Below are 16,528 nucleotides of genomic sequence, written 5' to 3'. Positions count from 1 at the left end.
GATCCTCGCGATCTCCAGACTTCGTCGCCGAACTTGCGTATCGAATGTGCCGCGCGTGCTTCGACTGCCGCAGGCGCCCCCCGGACGGCGACGCCTGTCGGCGGAGTCAGAACTGCACGCCGCGGGTCAGGCTGCCGTCGACCACGAGGTTGGTGCCGGTGATGAAGCTCGCCGCCGGGCTCGCCAGGAACACGGCCGCGCGGGCCACCTCCTCCGGCCGCGCCATCCGTCCCGTCGGGTTCAGCCGGAGCGCCTCGGCGAACAGCGCGGGGTTGCCGGTCTCGATCTGGTGCCAGACGCCGCCCGCGAAGTAGGTGTTGCCGGGCGAGACCGAGTTGGCCCGGATGTTCCGGGGCGCGAGCTGGAAGGCCAGGCCCTGCGCGTAGTGGATCAGCGCCGCCTTGAAGGCGCCGTAGGGCCCCTCCGCGAAGTCGATCTCGCGCCCGGAGACGCTGGAGATGACGACGATCGCGCCGGCCTCGGAGCGCTCGAGGTACGGCATCGCCGCCTCGACCGCCGTGACGGTGCCCATCATGTCGACCGCGAAACCGCTGCGCCACGCCGCCTCGTCGCTGCCGACCGCCAGCGCGCTGACGTTCGGCACCACGATGTCGAGGCCGCCGAGCTCATCGGCGGCCTCGGCGACCCAGCCGCGCAGGGCGGCGGAATCGGCGACGTCGACGGCGCGCCCGGTCGCCGCCACGCCCCTGGCGCGGAGGGCCGCCACCTTGGCGGCGACCTCCGCTCCGTTGCGGGCGCAGAGGGCGACCGCCGCCCCCTCGTCGGCCAGCAGGTCGACGATCGCCGCGCCGATACCTTGGTGCCGCCGGTCACCAGCGCCCGGCGGCCTCTGAGCCCGAGATCCATGCCGTCCTCCTCCGTCGCCGATCAGGCGTGGGCGATCGCCTTCGTGATCGAGGCGCCGAGCGTGTATTTCGGATCGACCATGTTGCCGAGCCGCACGCGCCCGCACTGCGTGAGCAGCATGTAGGCGTCGATCTCGTCGAAGCCGAAATCGGCCGCGAGCCAGCGGATCAGCTCCCGGTAGGCGATGCGCGCCGCGTCCTCCATCGGCCGGGACGAGCCGATCGTCATGTAGAAGTCTTCGGTCTCGAGCCGCGGCCAGCGGAAGGTCCAGCCCTTGATCAGGTCGATCTGCACCGTCGTGTGGGTCGGGTGCTCCACCGCGACGCCGCAGAGTTCGCCGTCGCCCTGCGCGGCGTGGCAGTCGCCGAGGTAGAGGAGTGCGCCCTTCGCATTCACCGGCAGGTAGATCACCGCGCCGACGCCCACGTCCGGCAGGTCCATGTTGCCGCCGTAATAGTCCGGCTGCAGCGAGGAGATCGCCTCGATCTCCGGCGAGGTGCCGATCGTGCCGATGAACGGCTGGTAGGGCAACGTGATCCGGTCGTTCCAGCGCACGCCGGTCTCGGCCGTGACCTCGAGCTTGCGCACCCGCTCGGGGAGCGGCGGATTGAGGAGCGCGGTGTCGCCGGTGGCGACGAGGCCGCCGAATTCCGGCATGATCAGCGTCGTGCCGCAGGGCTGCGGGCCGCGCGGCCGGATCGAGCGGATCGCCACCGCGAGGCAGTCGCCCTTCTCGGCGCCGTTGACGTAGATCGGCCCGTTCTGCGGGTTGAGGTAGGGGAAGTTCAGGATCTGCGTCGGGCTGTCGGTCTCGTGGCGGATCTTGCCCTCGAAGGCGTCGTGGGTCTCGACGGTGACGACCGCGCCGGGATCGACGGTCAGCACCGGCTCGGCGAAAGGCCCGTAGACGTAGTGGTAGCGGCCCTGCTCGACCTCGGTGATCGTGTACTCCCGGCCGGGCTTGCCGCCGGCGACGCCCTTGCGGGCCATGATGGACTGGTCGAGCCACTGCATGGTCGTCTCTCCCTTGGTTGTCTGCCGTGTCGTCAGACGGCGAGGTGGCGCCGCACGAGGTCGCGGTCGTCGAGGTCGCGGGCCGTCAGCTCCGCGACGATCCGGCCCTTGTCCATGACGTAGCTGCGCTGGGCCATGGCGCGGATCAGGTCGAGGTTCTGCTCCACGAACACGATCGTCACCCCGGTGCGGTGGTTGAGATCGACCAGGGTGCGGCCGATCTGCTGCACCACCGAGGGCTGGATGCCCTCGGAGGGCTCGTCGAGGAGGATCAGCGCAGGTTCGCCGACGAGGACGCGGCCGATGGCGAGCTGCTGCTGCTGGCCGCCCGAGAGCGTCCCCGCCCGCTGCCCGCGCCGCTCCCGCAGGATCGGGAAAGGCCCGAAGGCGCGCTCGTAATCCGGCCGCTCCCCCTTCGGCAGCAGCGACGCTCCGACCGTCAGATTGTCGACGACGCTCATGCGCGGGAAGACATCGCGGCCTTGCGGCACGTAGCCGATGCCGAGGCGGGCGCGCCGGTGGGCGGCGAGCCCCTCGACCGCCGCACCCCGGAACGCGATGCCGCCCGCGGAGGCGGGCAGGAGCCCGACGAGGCTGCGCATCAGCGTCGACTTGCCGACGCCGTTGCGGCCGATCACCGCCACGATCTCGCCGGGCCGGACCGCGAGGTCGATGCCCTGCAGCACGGGCTTGCCGCCGTAGCCGGCGCGGAGGCCGGTCGTCGCGAGGAGCGCCTCAGGCATCGGCGACGCTCCGCAGCGGCGGCGCGTCCGCTTCCCCGAGGTAGATCGCGGCGACTCGCTCGTCCGCGATGATCGCGTCGGTGGTGCCCTGAGCGAAGATGCGCCCGACATGGAGCACGGTCACCCGCTGGGCGATCTGCCGGACGAAGGCCATGTCGTGCTCGATGGCCAGCACGGCGACGCCGTCGCGGTTGAGCGCCTGCACCATCGCGCCGGTGGCGAAGGTCTCGTCCGGCGACATCCCGGCGGTGGGCTCGTCGAGGAGGAGCAGGCGCGGCTTGAGGCTGATCGCCATGCCGATCTCCAGCCACTGCTTCTGCCCGTGGCTGAGGTTACCGGCGCGGTCGGAGGCCGCCGCGGTGAGATTGAGGAAGGCGAGCAGTCGGCGGATCTCGGCACCGAGCGAGGCGCCCTCGAGATGGTGCTGCAGGGCTATCTCCAGGTTGTGCGCCACCGACAGGCTCGGGAAGATGCCCGGCACCTGGAACTTGACGCTCATGCCCCGCCGGATCCGCGCGAAGGGCTTGAGCGCGGTGATGTCCTCGCCGGCGTAGAGGATCTGCCCCCGCTCCGGCGTGTACTCGCCGAGCAGCAGGCGGAAGAAGGTGCTCTTGCCGGCGCCGTTCGGCCCGATCAGGCAGTGGATCTCCCCCGCCGCGAGGGCGAAGTTCACGTCGTTGGTGACGTGGAGCCCGCCGAAATGCTTGCTCAGATCGCGGGTCTCGAGCAGCGGATTCATCGGCCCACCTCCCGGCGGCGGAGGCGCCCGAGCCCGCGCATGGCCGCCACCACGAGGCCGTCGGGCGCCGCCAGCACCACCACGACGAGGAGCAGGCCCATCACCACCAGGGCGTACTGGCTGCCGTAGATCGTCAGCGCCTGGAAGCCGCCGAGGACCACGAGCGTGCCGATGAGCGTCGCCGTCAGGTCGCCGCGGCCGCCGACCGCGACCCAGATCACCGGCAGCGCGGCGGCGGTGAGCCCCATGCTGGAGGGCGTGATGTACTGGCCCCAGGCGGTGTAGAGGGTGCCGCTCAGCCCCGCGAGGGCCGAGCCGATCACGAAGGCGGCGAGCTGGTAGCGCCGCACGTCGTAGCCGAGCATCTCGGCCCGTTCCGGGTTCTCGCGGATCGCCACCAGCACGTTGCCGAACCGGGCGTTCACCAGGATGCGCAGCGCGAGGTAGACGACGATCAGGAGGCCCAGGAGGCCGTAGTAGAGGGCGACGTCGGGAAACAGCACGACGTCGCCGTCGAGCCACGGCAAGGTCAGGGGCGGCATGCCGCTCATGCCGTTGTAGCCGTTGAGGCGCGCCGCCCCGATCTTCCATTCCGGACCGGCGGTCTGCGCCATGAAGCGCTCCAGGGCGAGCGTCACCGACAGGGTGATGATGCCGAGGAACACCCCGCCGATCCGGCCGAAGAACAGGAAGTAGCCGAGGAGCGCCGCCATCACGGCCGAGAGCGCGACCGCCAGCACCAGGGCCGCCAGGGTGAAGCCGTAGGCCGCGCCAACATTGAGCGTGAGCACGCCGTAGGCGTAGCCGGAGAGGCCGAAGAAGGCGGTCTGGCCGAAGCTGAGCGCGCCGCCGTAGCCCCAGATCAGGCACAAGCCGAGCGCCATGAATACCCAGCAGAAGAAGTAGGCGGTGTTGCCGACCGTGTAGCCGTCCGCGAACCACGGGTAGGCCACGGCAGCCGCCACCGCGAGGGCGAAGGCGGTCCAGAAGGCCGGGCCGCGCCCCAGGGTCTGCGGGCCCTCGAGGCGCCGGAGCAGGGTCATCGCCGGAATCATCGCCATGGCTTCAGGCCCGCTCGCGCAGGATCAGGCCCGAGATGCCCCGCGGGAGCACCCGGATCACCAGGATCACCGCGACGAGGAGGCCGATCTGGCCGAAGAGCTGGCCCTGCCACGTCGTGAGCAGCGCCCGCACCGTGCCCAGCACGAGCGCCGCCGGCGCCGTGCCGAGGAAGATGTCGGCGCCGCCGACCACCACGGTGACGAAGGCCTCCATGATGAAGGTCGTCCCCATGGTCGGCACGATGGTCATGGTCGGCGCGTAGAGCCCGCCCGCGAGGCCCGCCAGCGCCGCGCCGAGGCCGAAGGTCAGGGCGTAGACCGTGCGGGTGTCGACGCCGAGGGCCTCGGCCATGTGCGGCACCTGGATGGTGGCGCGGGCGAGCGTGCCGAAGCGGGTGGCGTTGAAGGCGAGGTAGAGCCCGGCCAGCACCGCCACGGCGGCGACCATCAGCACGACGCGGTAGGTCGAGTAGGAGTAGCCGCCGACCGTGAAGCTGCCGAGCGGCGTGCCGATCCCCGGCATGCTGGAGCCCAGCAGGATCAGCGTGCCCTGCGTCGCCGCGAGGCTGATGCCCCAGGTCGCCACGATCGTGTCGAGGGGCCGCCCGTAGAGATGGCGGATGACGAGGCGCTCCATCACCATGCCGACGGCCCCGGCGACGAGTGCGCCGGCCAGGATGCCCAGCGGCAGCGGCAGCCCGGCCCGCGTGGACGCCGCCGTGACGTAGGCGCCGCACATGATCAGCTCGCCGTGCGCGAGGTTGATCACGCCCATCATGCCGAACACCACCGCGAGGCCGCAGGCGGAGAGGACCAGGAACGAGAACGCATCGCCGATCTGGTAGAGGAACGTGAAGGCGTGAGTCAGCAGATCCATCCGGAGGCCCGATCGTGATGGCTGTGGGCCGGGGCCTCGGCCCCGGCGATGTCGCGTCGTCTCCGGCCCGGGGCCGCGGCGCGCGGATGACCGACCCGGCAGGTCAGGGCTTCGGCGGGTTGCTCGGCGTGTACTGCGCCATCGGATCCTTCTGCGTCAGGTCGCAGCCGGCCTTCCCGAGCCAGTAGGGCTGGATGTTGTCCCAGGTCTTCGGGAAGGAGATCGCGTGCTTCTCGTCGACCTTCGCGAGGTAGATCGTGTGGGAGGCGTGCTGGCTCTTCGGATCGATGCAGACCTTGCCCTCCGGCGCGTCCACGCAGACGTCGCCCGCCGCGATGACCTTGCGCAGGTCGGCGCGCTTGGTCGAGCCGTTCGCCCGCTCGACCATCTGCTTGTAGAGGTAGACCGCGAGGTAGGAGTTCTCTGCCTCCTGGTTCACGTACGGCTCGTTCGGGAACTTCGCCTTCCACTTGGCCAGGAACGCCTTGCTCGACGGGCTGTCGACCTCCTCGATGTAGTTCGTGGTCACGTACATGTTGGCGAGGCTCGGGGGCTGGAAGCGCTTGTGCTCGTAGCCCTGGCCGATATTGACCGAGGAGCCCATCGGCACCTTCAGGTTCGCGGCCGCCGCCTGCTCGTAGTAGGAGGCCTGCGCCGTCCCGACGAGCAGCGTCATCAGGATGTCGGGCTTGGCCTTCTGGATGTTCTGGATCGTCTGCGAGAATTGCGACACGCCGAGGGGGATAAATTCTTCCCCGACCATCTCGCCGCCGTTCTCCTTGACGATGTTGCGCACCCACTCGGCCGAGATCTGACCGAAATTGTAGTCGGCCGCGATCGTGTAGACCCGCTTGCCGAACTTCTCCATCATCCACGGGATCAGCGTCGAGAACTGCTGCTCCGGCACCGCGCCCGTGACGACCATGTGGCCGTCGCAGACGCCGCCCTCGTACTGGTTGTTGTAGAACGCGAAGCCGTCGAGCTGGTCGACGATCGGCCGGTAGGCCTCGCGGGACGCGCTGGAGAAGCCCGCGAAGACGGCGTTGACCTTGTCGCGCTGGAGCACCCGACGCATGAATTCCTGATAGCGCGTGTTGTCGGACTGCGTGTCGTAGATCACGAGCTCCAGCTTGCGCCCGGCGATGCCGCCCGCGGCGTTGATCTCGTCCGCGGCGAGCTGGATGCCGTGGACCTTGCCGATGGTGGCGACCGCGAAGTCGCCGGACTGGTCCTCGAGGACACCGAGCTTGATCGGGTCGGCGGCGCGCGCCGCCGGGGCGGCCAGGGATACGCTCGCGAGCAGGGCGGCCGCGAGGGCGGACAGGCGGGATCCGCGGGGCGTTCTCGTCATCGGGTCGTCCTCGTCTACGGGGTGGAGTGCGTGCTTCAGGATCGGGCCAGCCGCGGCGAGAGGGCCGGCGCGGCGACGGACGGACGGGCGCGGACCAGCGCCTCGCAGTAGGCTTCCAGGGGCTGCCGGGCGCGCATGGCGTCGCGCCGCAGCGTCTCGTAGGCCGCGTCGTCGTCGAGGCCATGCTCCTGCATCAGCCGGAGGATCGCCTTGACGACGTGGCGCCGGCCGCGCCGCCGCTCCTCGTGGCGGGCAAGCCGTTCTTCGAGGAGACGGCGCCGGTTGTGCTCGTTCACCGCCAGGAACAGGGCGGCGTAGACCGAGGCGCCGTGGATCGGCTTGCGCAGCAGGCCGGTCGCGCCGAGCTGGAGCAGCCCCTTGAGCCGGCTCGGCGCCTCGACGCCCACGAGCCCGACCACCGGGACCGGCGGCAGGTCGGGCACGGCGCTCGCCGCGAGGCCCGGCAGCGGCAGGTCGCCGTCCACGATGACGATGTGGTGCTCGGGGTCGAGGATCTCGAAATCGAGCCACGGCGCCTCGCCGGCCGGGAGGACCGAGGCCACGGTCAGCCCGAGCTTCATCAGGGTGCCCGCCAGGACGTCCGTGGCGGTGCTCGGCGGCGCGATCAGCAGGGCCTGCGCACCGCTGAAATTCTGGATCAGCCGGGGCGTCGTCATGGCACCACCTTCAGGTGCGGGCGCCGGCTCACCGGCACGACGCGCGGATCACTGCGCACCAGGTAGGGGTCCGGCGCGACCGGCGCCTCGGCCTGCGCCACGATGGTGAAGCGGGCCGCCGCCGTCGAGAGGCCGATCCGGGGGGTCAGGCAGGCGTGGAGGGTCGTCTCGTCGAGGCGCACCGGTCCCTGGGGCGCCTCGAACTCGTCGGCGCAGGCTGCCCGGCGCACCGTCGCGGCCTCCTCGGTCCCGGCCCGCGCCAGCGCCCGCGCCAGGAGATGCACCGCGATGTACGAGGATTCCGCATCCGCCGAGGGGGTCGGGCCTTCGGGGAAACGCGCCGCGTAGGCCGCCATGAAGGCGCGGTTGCGGGGCGTGTCGATCGACGTGAAGTAGACGCTGGAGGACAGGTGGCCGTCGACCGCCTCCGGCCCGATCGCCTCCAGTTCCGGCTCGGCGAGGCTGCAGCTCGCCACCGGCATGGTCCGCGCCTGGTCGATGCCGCGCGCCGCGCAGGCACTCCGGAAGTCGCGGAAGAACCGGTACGCCGAGATGCCGATCAGCGTGTTGAAGACGAAGTCCGGCTTCGCGGCCAGGATCGCCGCGATCACCTGATCGAAGGCAGTCTCGCCCACCGCGAGGTAGCGCTCGCCCGCGACGTCGCCGCCGGCGATCGCCAGCGTCTCCCGCAGGATCCGGTTGTTCTCCCAGGCCCAGATGTAGTTGGAGCCGACGCAGAAGGCCGTGCGGCCGCCCCGGGCGAGGAGGTGCCGCACCAGCGGGACGATGTGCTGATTCGGCGCCGCGCCGGTGTAGACCACGTTCGCCGAGGTCTCGAAGCCCTCGTAATGCGACGGATACCAGAGCAACGCGTCCCGCTTCTCGAAGATCGGGATGATCTCCTTGCGGCTCGACGAAGTGTAGCAGCCGACGACGTGGCGGATCCCCGCGTCGAGGAGCCGCTCGGCGCCGGCGACGTAGCCCGCGAGGGCGCCCTGCGGATCGCGGATCACCGGCTCCAGGACGCAGTCGCCCCGCGCGTTCACCTCGTCGACCGCCAGGAGCGCGCCGTTCAGCATCGCCCGCCCGACGAGACCGTAGGGTCCGTCCGCGGAGAACAGGATTCCGATGCGGTGATGGCTGAGGCCCATGCAATCCTTCAGAACGCAAAAAGCCCGCCAGTGCGGAAGCACTGCGGGCGGCATCGCCGTGAAAGATGGTGACGTATTGGCGCGAAACTGGGCAGCTTTGCCCCGCGCCTGAAAACTAGGCTCCTCGGTAATGGCCTCGGTGTCAAGTCCCGCGCAGTCTTTTCGGAACCGGCGTCTTGATGATTGCTTCCCGGGTCGCGGATCGGCGCCCGCGCCAGGCCCCTCCGCGGCGCCTGTACCCGCGGAGGCGAGGCGGATAACGGCCGCGCCAGGCCGGCGCAGGATCGCTCGGCACCTTTGGCCCGCGCGATTATTCCGATTTCCGGAATTATGAACTGCGGAGAACGCCTATTCTGCTCGCCCGAACGCGGCGGCATTCTCCTCACACGGCCTGGGGCGATCCCGGCCCCCGACGGAGATCCACGGTCATGAAGCTCTACCACCATCCCCTCTCGGGCCACGCGCATCGGGCCCGCCTGTTCCTCTCCCTGGTCGAGGCCCCGCACGAGCTGATCGAGGTTGACCTGAAGGCGGGCGGACACAAGACGCCGGCCTTCCTGGCCATGAACCCGTTCGGTCAGGTGCCGGTGCTCGACGACGACGGCGTGATCGTCTCCGATTCCAACGCCATCCTCGTCTACGTGGCGAAGCGGCTCGGCCGATCCGACTGGCTGCCCGAGGATCCGCGCGCCGCGGCGGCGGTCCAGCGCTGGCTCTCGGTCGCGGCGGGCGAACTCGCCTACGGGCCGGCGGCCGCGCGGCTGATCACGGTGTTCGGCGCCACGTTCCATCCGGAGGAGGTGATCGCCCGGGCGCACACGCTCCTGGGGCGGCTCGAGGCGCATCTCGATGGCCGGAACTGGCTCGCGGCCGAGCGGCCGACCGTCGCGGACGTGGCGGTCTACAGCTACCTCGCCCGCGCCCCGGAGGGGAACGTGGACCTGTCGGGCTACCCGCGGGTCGAGGCCTTCCTGCGCCGGATCGAGGGCCTGCCGGGCTTCGTCCCCTTCGCCCAGACCCCCGCGGGCCTCACGGCCGCGGCGTGACCGGAAGGCCCCGGGCGCACCCGCGCCCGGGAGCGGATGCAGATGGAGGGCGCGAAGATGGCTGACGGTCAGACCCTTGCGACGCTGCCGACCTGGCATGCCGGCGAGACGTCCATCCAGGAGACGGTCGGCGCCGCCGACCGGATGGCGGTGGTCGGCCAGCGGGTGGTGCGGGACTTCATGCCCGATCAGCACCGCGCCTTCTTCGCGGAGATCCCCTTCATCGTGCTGGGCAGCGTCGACCGGCAGGGCGACGCCTGGGCCACGCTCCTGGCCGGCCGTCCCGGCTTCATCTCCTCGCCGACCGCCACGACCCTCGACATCGCCGCGCGGCCGGACCCGGCCGACCCCGCGTTCGACGGCACGGGCGACGGCGGCGCAATCGGCCTCCTCGGGATCGCGCTGGACAGCCGCCGCCGCAACCGCGTCAACGGCCTCGTCCGCTCCACGGCCGGCGGCGTCCTGCACTTCGCCGTCGACCAGAGCTTCGGGAACTGCCCGCAATACATCCAGCTGCGCGACATGAGCTTCGTCCGCGAGCCGGGCGCCCCCGCTCCGGCCCCCGCCGAGGAGAGCGCGGAGCTCGACCCGGAAGCCCGCAGCCTGATCGCGGCGGCGGACACGTTCTTCGTGGCCTCCTACGCCGACCGGGAGGGCCGGCGGCAGGTCGACGTCTCGCATCGCGGCGGCAAGGCGGGGTTCGTCCGCATCGCCGCGGACGGCACGCTGACCATCCCCGACTTCGCCGGCAACCTGTTCTTCGCCACGCTCGGGAACATCTTCCTGAACAGCAGGGCCGGCCTGGTCTTCACCGATTTCGAGACGGGCGATCTCCTGCAGCTGACCGGCGACGCCGCGGTGATCCTGGACTCGCCCGAGATCGCGGCCTTCCAGGGCGCCGAGCGGCTCTGGAGCTTCCGGCCGCGCCGGGTGATCCGCCGACGCGGTGCCCTGCCGCTGCGCTGGTCGTTCCGGCCGGACGGCTGGTCGCCGAACGCGCTGATGACCGGCGACTGGGCGGAGGCCGCCGACCGCGTCCGGGCGGCCGAGCGCGCGACGCAGTGGCGGCCGTTCCGGGTAGCCGAGATCGTCGACGAGAGCCGCACGATCCGGTCCTTCCACCTGACCCCGGACGACGGGGCCGGGCGGCTCCCGCACCGCGCGGGCCAGCACCTGCCGATCCGCGTCACGCTGCCGGGGGCAGACGCGCCAGTCATAAGAACCTACACGCTCTCGGTCGCGCCCTCGGACCCGACCTACCGGATCAGCGTGAAGCGCGACGGCACCGTCTCGCGGCACCTCCACGACCGAGTCCAGGTCGGCGACATCGTCGAGGCGCGCGCCCCCGGCGGCGGCTTCACCCTCGATGCGAGCGCGGCGCGCCCGGCCGTGCTGCTCGCCGGCGGCGTCGGGATCACGCCGCTCCTCGCGATGCTCCGGCACGTGGTCTACGAGGGCCTGCGCACCCGCAAGATCCGGCCGACCACGCTCGTCTACGCTGCCCGCACCCGCGCCGAGCGCGCCTTCGACCGGGAGTTGTCCGAACTCGCCGCGGCGGCGCAGGGAGCCGTGCGGATCGTGCGCGTCCTGAGCGATGTCTCCGATGCCGCGGCTGGCGTCGATTACGAGGCCGCGGGCCGGATCGACATGGCCCTGCTCACGCGGTTCCTGGCCTTCGCGGATTACGATTTCTACCTGTGCGGCCCGTCGGCCTTCACCCAGGCGCTCTATGACGGCCTGCGCGGCTACAACGTGGCGGACGACCGGATCCACGCGGAGGCGTTCGGTCCATCGGGGCTCATCCGCGACACCGGAACGGCGGCGGCCGTGCCTCCGCGGCCACCGGCCTCCACGGAGACGGTGCCGGTCGCCTTCCTCGACACCGGCAAGGAAGCGCGCTGGACGCCGGATTCGGGCAGCCTCCTCGACCTCGCCGAGGCGCGGGGTCTCGCACCGGAGTTCAGCTGCCGCGAGGGCAGCTGCGGGACCTGCCGCACCAAGCTACTGGCCGGCGCGGTGACCTATCTGAGGGAACCGAGCGCACCGGTGGCTGAGGACGAGGTGCTGATCTGCTCCGCGGTGCCCGCGGAGGGCACGGACCGGGTGCAGCTGGCGCTCTGACGCGCGCGACGGCACGGCGCGCGCCGTGTTCCGCCTCGCGGGACCGGCGCCGGCGGATCATCCTGCGCCGCTACCGGAGCCGGGCTGAACCTTCCCCGAGGACAAGGAGCCCATCCTGTCCGTCCGCCGCTGCCGCCATTCGACGCGCAGAGCACGATCACGAAGGTCCGCCTCGCCGAGGACGGGCTGATGCGCTATCGGCACAGCAGCATCAACGCGTTGCCGATCGCGGAATCGGACCGCGAGTTTCACTGGCCCCTCGGGCGCCGGCCGGACGACCATCCGGACCTGAGCCAATTCGTCTTCTGACCGATCGGCCGGGACGCCGACGCGGCGGGCCGGATCGGGCGTGAGCGTCGCGACACGGCCGCGAGAACCCGGAGCGAGGCTATGGATCGGTGGCAGGCCATGCGCATCTTCGCGAAGGTCGCCGAGACGGCGAGCTTCGCGCAGACCGCCCGCCTCCTGCACATGAGCCCGCCGGCCGTGACGCGCGCCGTGGCGGCGCTCGAGGAGACCATCGGCGCCCGCCTCCTGATCCGGACGACCCGCTCCGTGAAGCTCACGGAAGCGGGCAGCCGGTACTACGAGGATTGCCGGCGGATCCTGGCCGACATCGCCGAGGCGGAATCGGCGGCGGCCGGCTCCAACGCGACACCGTCGGGCACGCTCGCGGTGACGGCCTCGGTCCTGTTCGGACGGATGCACGTGCTCCCGATCGTCACCGATTACCTCGACACCTACCCGACCATGGTGGCGCGGACCCTCTTCGTCGACCGGCCGGTCAGCATGGTGGAGGAGGGAATCGACGTGGCGATCCGCATCGGCCACCTGACCGATTCCGGGTTCACGGCCGCTCGGGTCGGGTCGGTGCGCCACGTCATCTGCGGCGCCCCGGACTACTTCGCGCGGCACGGCGTGCCGGCGACCCCGGCAGATCTCAAGCGCCACCGGATCGCCGTCTCCACCGGGGCCTTCGCGTCGCCGGAGTGGCGGTTCGGCCGGAACGAGCGGGTGGTCGTCCGCCCCACTCTGGAGGGCAACACCAACGAGGTCTCGATCGGCGCCGCACGGTCGGGCTGGGGGCTGGCGCGTGTCCTGAACTACCAGATCGGCCCGGACCTGCGGGACGGCCGGCTGCAGATCGTGCTCGCCGATTACGAGGAAGCGCCGCTGCCCGTCCACGTCCTGTACCCGGAAGGCCGGCACGCGCCCGCGAAGGTGCGGACGTTCGTCGACCTGGCCGTGGCGCGGCTGCGCGCCAACCGGACGCTGAACTGAGAGCAGCCCGGATCGACGACGGTCGCATTGGTCGCAGCCGCGGCCGGGGAAAGGATGGCTCAGTCTTAGGTTAGTTTTTTAGGATCTTCCGCATCTTCTGCGGGCAATGGGGGCCCATACGTGACGAGACCCGAGCGCGCGACCGTGGGCAACCGCCCCTCAGCGGCCATTCGCCTGGATGTCGACGCGGTGGCGCTCTGAGAGGAGTCAGGCGCATGGATCAGTGGACCCGCCTGGATCCCGTCTACGATTCCGAGGCGGCCGCGCGCGCGATCGCCGCGTCGGCGCCCGCGCGCGCCGACGCCCAGGATCACGACGACGGCTTCCCACAGGACGATATCGCCGATCTCGCCCGCCTGGGGCTGCTCGCCGCGCCCGTACCGGTGGATCACGGCGGCGCGGGCCTCGGGACGGAGCCGGGCGCCGGTGCCCTGGCGGAGGTTCTGCGGCTGGTCGGCTACGGAAGCCTCGCTCTCGGCCGGCTCTACGAGGGTCACGTCAACGCCCTCCAGCTCGTCGCCCGTTACGGCTCACCCGCCCAGCGCGTCCGCCTGTTCGCCGACGCGCGCGCCGGCCACCTGTTCGGTGTCTGGAACACCGAGCCGGGGGAAGGCGGCCTCACGATCGAGGCCTCGGACGTCGACGGCCATCTCCGCGGCGTGAAGACCTACGCGTCGGGCGCCGGCTTCGTCACCCGCGCCCTCGTCACCGCCCGGCATCCGGGACAGGGCGGCACGGCGATGATGGTGGTGCCGCTCGACGCCGGCACGCGGTCCGATCTCTCGGCGTGGCGGGCGCAGGGCATGCGCGCCTCGGCGACCGGCACGATCGACTTCACCGGCCTCGCCTTCGCGGCCGACGATATCCTCGGCCAGCCCGACGATTACTTCCGGCAGCCGGCCTTCTCGGGCGGCGCGTGGCGCTTCGCGGCGGTGCAGCTCGGCGGCATCGAGGCCGTGTTCGATGCCTGGCGCGGCCATCTGCGCCGCCTCGGCCGGGGGAGCGATCCGCACCAGCTGGCGCGCCTCGGCGAGGGCGCTATCGCGGTCGAGGGCGCGCGTCTCTGGGTCGAGCGCGGGGCGCAGGTCGCGTCGGACGCGGCGATGCCGCCGGAGCGCGTCGTCGCCTACATCAACCTGGTCCGCCTCGCGGTCGAGCGCGCCGGCCTCGACATCCTCCAGCTGGCCCAGCGCTCGGTCGGCCTCCAGGGTTTCCTGCGCGGCCATCCGCTGGAGCGGCTGTCGCGCGATCTCGCCACCTACCTGCGCCAGCCCGGACCGGATCACGCGCTCACCAGCGCGGCCTCCGAGATCCTGCGCGGGGACGGCCTGGCCGGTGACCTCTGGACCGAGAACGCCGCGTGACGGAGCAGAGCGGCCACGCCACCGCATCGCGGACCGTCTGGCTGGACACGCCGGAGCGGTACGGTCGCGTCAGCCGCGGCTTCCACTGGGTGATGGCGGCCCTGTTCGCCTGGCAATTCACCGGGGCGCTGCTCTACGTCACGATCGGCGATGCGGCGCTCACCCGCCTCGTCGGCGGCAGCCACTTCACCCTCGGCTTCACCCTGTTCGTGCTCGTGCTCCTGCGCGGGGTGTGGGGCCTCGCGAACCTTCACCGGCGCCCCGCCCATCCGGGCGCGCCGGGGCGCGCGGTCGCGGCCGGTCACGGCCTGATCTATCTCCTGATGGTCCTGGTCCCGAGCCTCGCGCTGCTGCGCCAGTACGGATCGGGCAAGCCCTTCGCGCCCTACGGCATCCCGGTCATGCCGGCGCGCGAAACGAAGATCGAGTGGATGATGCTGCCCGCCGACCTGTTTCACTACTGGCTGGGCTTCACGCTCCTCGTCGTCGTGCTCGGCCACGCCGCGATGGCGTTCCTGCACCGCAGGCTCTGGAACGAGACCGTCCTGACCCGCATGACCTGACCGGCGGCGGGCCCGCGGGACGCGATCCTCAGCCCGTCGCCTCCGCCGCGGCGGGCGCGCGGTCGGGCAGCGGCGCGTCCAGCGTGAAGACCACGCCGCGGGGGCGGTACTCGATCTCGGCCGAGCCGCCCATCTCGGCGGCCAGCGCCCGCTCGATGAGGCGCGTGCCGAACCCGCCGCGGGCCGGTGCCGTCACCGCGGGTCCGCCGACCTCCTCCCAGCGGAACCAGAGACGGGCCGGCGTCGCCCCGTCGACCACGTCCCAGTTCAGGACCACTCGCCCCCGGTCGTTCGACAGGGCGCCGTACTTCACGGCGTTGGTCGCCAGTTCGTGCAGCGCCATCGTGAAGGCGAGCGTCAGGCGCGGCGTCAGCCACACCTCCGGTCCGTTGATCAGGAAGCGCTGTCCCGCCCCGCCCCGGAACGCCTGGAGGGTGCCCTCCACGATGACGTCGAGCGTGGCCCCGATCCAGCTCTGGCGGGTCAGGACGTCGTGGGCCGCCGAGAGCGAGTGCAGCCGCGCGTCGAGGGTCCTGTGCGCCTCCTCCAGGGAGGCGGCGTTGCGCAGGGTCTGGTGCGCGATCGACTGCATAGTCGCCATCGAGTTCTTCACCCGGTGATTCAACTCGTCGGCCAGGAGGGCGCGGTGCTCCTCCGCGCGCTTGCGCTCGGTCACGTCGATGGAGACGCCGGCCATGCTCAGCGGCTGCCCGACCGAGTCGTAGAAGGTCTGACCCCGGATCTGCAGCCAGCGAAGCTCGCCGCCGGGCGTGCGCGCCCGGTACTCGATGTCGTAGTCGCTGTGCTCGCGGATCGAGGTCTGCACCGCGGCCTGCATGCGCGGCCGGTCCTCGGGCTCGATCGCGGCGATCAGGTCCTCGTAGCTGAACGCCTCGCCCGGCACCCGCCCGAAATTCTCCTTGCAGGTCTCGGAGGCCACGAGCCGCATGTCGGCGAGATCGAGGGTCCACGAGCCGAAACGTCCGGCCTTCAGGATGAATCGCAGCCGCTCCTCGCTGCGGGTGAGGTCGCTGGTGCGGCGCTCGATCTCCTGCTCGAGCGCCTCCCGGTCGCGCTGCATCCGCGCGAGCTTCTCCCGCTCCAGCGTCACGTCGAACTGCGACGCGAAGAAGTAGGTGAGCTCCCCGGCGCGATCGAAGACCGGCGAGATCAGCAGCCGGTTCCAGAAGAGCTCGCCGTTCTTCTTGTGGTTCAGGAGCTCGATCTCGATCGGCACGCGGCGGGCGATCGCCGCCCTGATCTTCGCGATGTCGGCCTTGCTGGTCTCAGGCCCCTGAAGGAACCGGCAGTTCCGGCCGATGATCTCGTCGTGGCCGTACCCGGTCAGCTTGGAGAAGGCGGCGTTGACGAAGACGATGGGGTTGTCCGGCTGATGGGGATCGGTGATCAGCATCGGCATCCGCGTCGCCCGGACGGCGGAGACGAAGGGGTCGGTGCTCGCGTCGGTCCGGGCGAATTCCGCCTCGAAACGCGTGCGTTCCTGCTGATCCGTCAATGCCCGGTCGCCCCTGTCACGACTCGCCGATGGCGGCCTTCGGCCCTCGTGGCGTGGCTGTACCACAGCGGGGATAGCTTGTGCGCAATCATGATGCGGTCCGAGACGCCGCAGGGGGTCGCGACGCCTCGCCCGATCGGACCCGGGAAGAGGCCCG

Annotated in this window: 14 protein-coding genes and 2 pseudogenes; 6 read left to right on the top strand and 10 right to left on the bottom strand. The window is 71.2% G+C overall.

Annotation, left to right across the window (positions count from 1 at the left end; all coding sequences use genetic code 11):
• Positions 1-106: 106 nt before the first annotated feature.
• From H288_RS32350 to H288_RS0113430, 9 genes and pseudogenes are all read right to left on the bottom strand, one after another.
• Positions 107-867, bottom strand: a pseudogene (locus H288_RS32350) (SDR family NAD(P)-dependent oxidoreductase).
• Positions 868-888: 21 nt separating this feature from the next.
• Positions 889-1,881 (bottom strand): acetamidase/formamidase family protein, encoded by a 993-nt coding sequence (locus tag H288_RS0113465; protein ID WP_020093103.1) that lies wholly within the window; start codon positions 1,879-1,881, stop codon positions 889-891.
• 32 nt (positions 1,882-1,913) lie between these two features.
• Entirely contained in the window at positions 1,914-2,624 is a 711-nt protein-coding gene (locus H288_RS0113460) for an ABC transporter ATP-binding protein (RefSeq protein ID WP_020093102.1), read from the bottom strand.
• Positions 2,617-3,363 (bottom strand): ABC transporter ATP-binding protein, encoded by a 747-nt coding sequence (locus H288_RS0113455; RefSeq protein ID WP_020093101.1) that lies wholly within the window; start codon positions 3,361-3,363, stop codon positions 2,617-2,619. The genes H288_RS0113460 and H288_RS0113455 overlap by 8 nt, the downstream gene beginning before the upstream one ends.
• Complete coding sequence (locus tag H288_RS0113450; RefSeq protein ID WP_026604919.1) at positions 3,360-4,418, bottom strand: branched-chain amino acid ABC transporter permease; 1,059 nt, start codon at positions 4,416-4,418, stop codon at positions 3,360-3,362. The genes H288_RS0113455 and H288_RS0113450 overlap by 4 nt, the downstream gene beginning before the upstream one ends.
• A 10-nt stretch (positions 4,419-4,428) precedes the next feature.
• The gene (locus H288_RS0113445) at positions 4,429-5,301 is read right to left on the bottom strand and encodes a branched-chain amino acid ABC transporter permease (protein WP_020093099.1); all 873 of its coding nucleotides are present in this window, start codon (positions 5,299-5,301) and stop codon (positions 4,429-4,431) included.
• A gap of 103 nt (positions 5,302-5,404) precedes the next feature.
• Positions 5,405-6,652, bottom strand: a complete 1,248-nt coding sequence (locus H288_RS0113440) for an urea ABC transporter substrate-binding protein (protein ID WP_020093098.1) — start codon at positions 6,650-6,652, stop codon at positions 5,405-5,407.
• 35 nt (positions 6,653-6,687) lie between these two features.
• Positions 6,688-7,329, bottom strand: a complete 642-nt coding sequence (locus H288_RS0113435; RefSeq protein WP_020093097.1) for an ANTAR domain-containing protein — start codon at positions 7,327-7,329, stop codon at positions 6,688-6,690.
• Positions 7,326-8,480, bottom strand: coding sequence for a transporter substrate-binding domain-containing protein (locus H288_RS0113430; protein ID WP_020093096.1), 1,155 nt, complete (start codon positions 8,478-8,480; stop codon positions 7,326-7,328). The genes H288_RS0113435 and H288_RS0113430 overlap by 4 nt, the downstream gene beginning before the upstream one ends.
• A gap of 428 nt (positions 8,481-8,908) precedes the next feature.
• Here H288_RS0113430 and H288_RS0113425 point away from each other — a divergent pair, with 428 nt between their 5' ends.
• The 6 genes and pseudogenes from H288_RS0113425 (at position 8,909) to H288_RS0113400 (ending at position 14,855) form a co-directional block, all read left to right on the top strand.
• The gene (locus tag H288_RS0113425) at positions 8,909-9,526 is read left to right on the top strand and encodes a glutathione S-transferase (RefSeq protein ID WP_020093095.1); all 618 of its coding nucleotides are present in this window, start codon (positions 8,909-8,911) and stop codon (positions 9,524-9,526) included.
• Between the two features lie 57 nt (positions 9,527-9,583).
• Entirely contained in the window at positions 9,584-11,647 is a 2,064-nt protein-coding gene (locus H288_RS0113420; protein ID WP_026604918.1) for a pyridoxamine 5'-phosphate oxidase family protein, read from the top strand.
• Positions 11,648-11,821: 174 nt separating this feature from the next.
• Positions 11,822-11,956, top strand: a pseudogene (locus H288_RS35935) (DUF1348 domain-containing protein); the annotation flags it as partial.
• 81 nt (positions 11,957-12,037) lie between these two features.
• Positions 12,038-12,928 (top strand): LysR family transcriptional regulator, encoded by an 891-nt coding sequence (locus H288_RS0113410; protein WP_020093092.1) that lies wholly within the window; start codon positions 12,038-12,040, stop codon positions 12,926-12,928.
• 215 nt (positions 12,929-13,143) lie between these two features.
• Complete coding sequence (locus H288_RS0113405; protein ID WP_020093091.1) at positions 13,144-14,292, top strand: acyl-CoA dehydrogenase family protein; 1,149 nt, start codon at positions 13,144-13,146, stop codon at positions 14,290-14,292.
• Positions 14,289-14,855 (top strand): cytochrome b, encoded by a 567-nt coding sequence (locus H288_RS0113400; RefSeq protein WP_020093090.1) that lies wholly within the window; start codon positions 14,289-14,291, stop codon positions 14,853-14,855. The genes H288_RS0113405 and H288_RS0113400 overlap by 4 nt, the downstream gene beginning before the upstream one ends.
• Positions 14,856-14,883: 28 nt before the next feature.
• Here H288_RS0113400 and H288_RS0113395 read toward each other — a convergent pair whose 3' ends face one another.
• Complete coding sequence (locus tag H288_RS0113395; protein WP_020093089.1) at positions 14,884-16,371, bottom strand: HWE histidine kinase domain-containing protein; 1,488 nt, start codon at positions 16,369-16,371, stop codon at positions 14,884-14,886.
• Positions 16,372-16,528: the final 157 nt, after the last annotated feature.

The sequence above is a fragment of the Methylobacterium sp. 285MFTsu5.1 genome, assembly GCF_000383455.1.
In the GTDB taxonomy this organism is placed as follows: Bacteria; Pseudomonadota; Alphaproteobacteria; order Rhizobiales; family Beijerinckiaceae; genus Methylobacterium.
The sequence above is the reverse complement of the archived record's forward strand: the minus strand, read 5'-3'. Positions and strand labels throughout refer to the sequence as shown.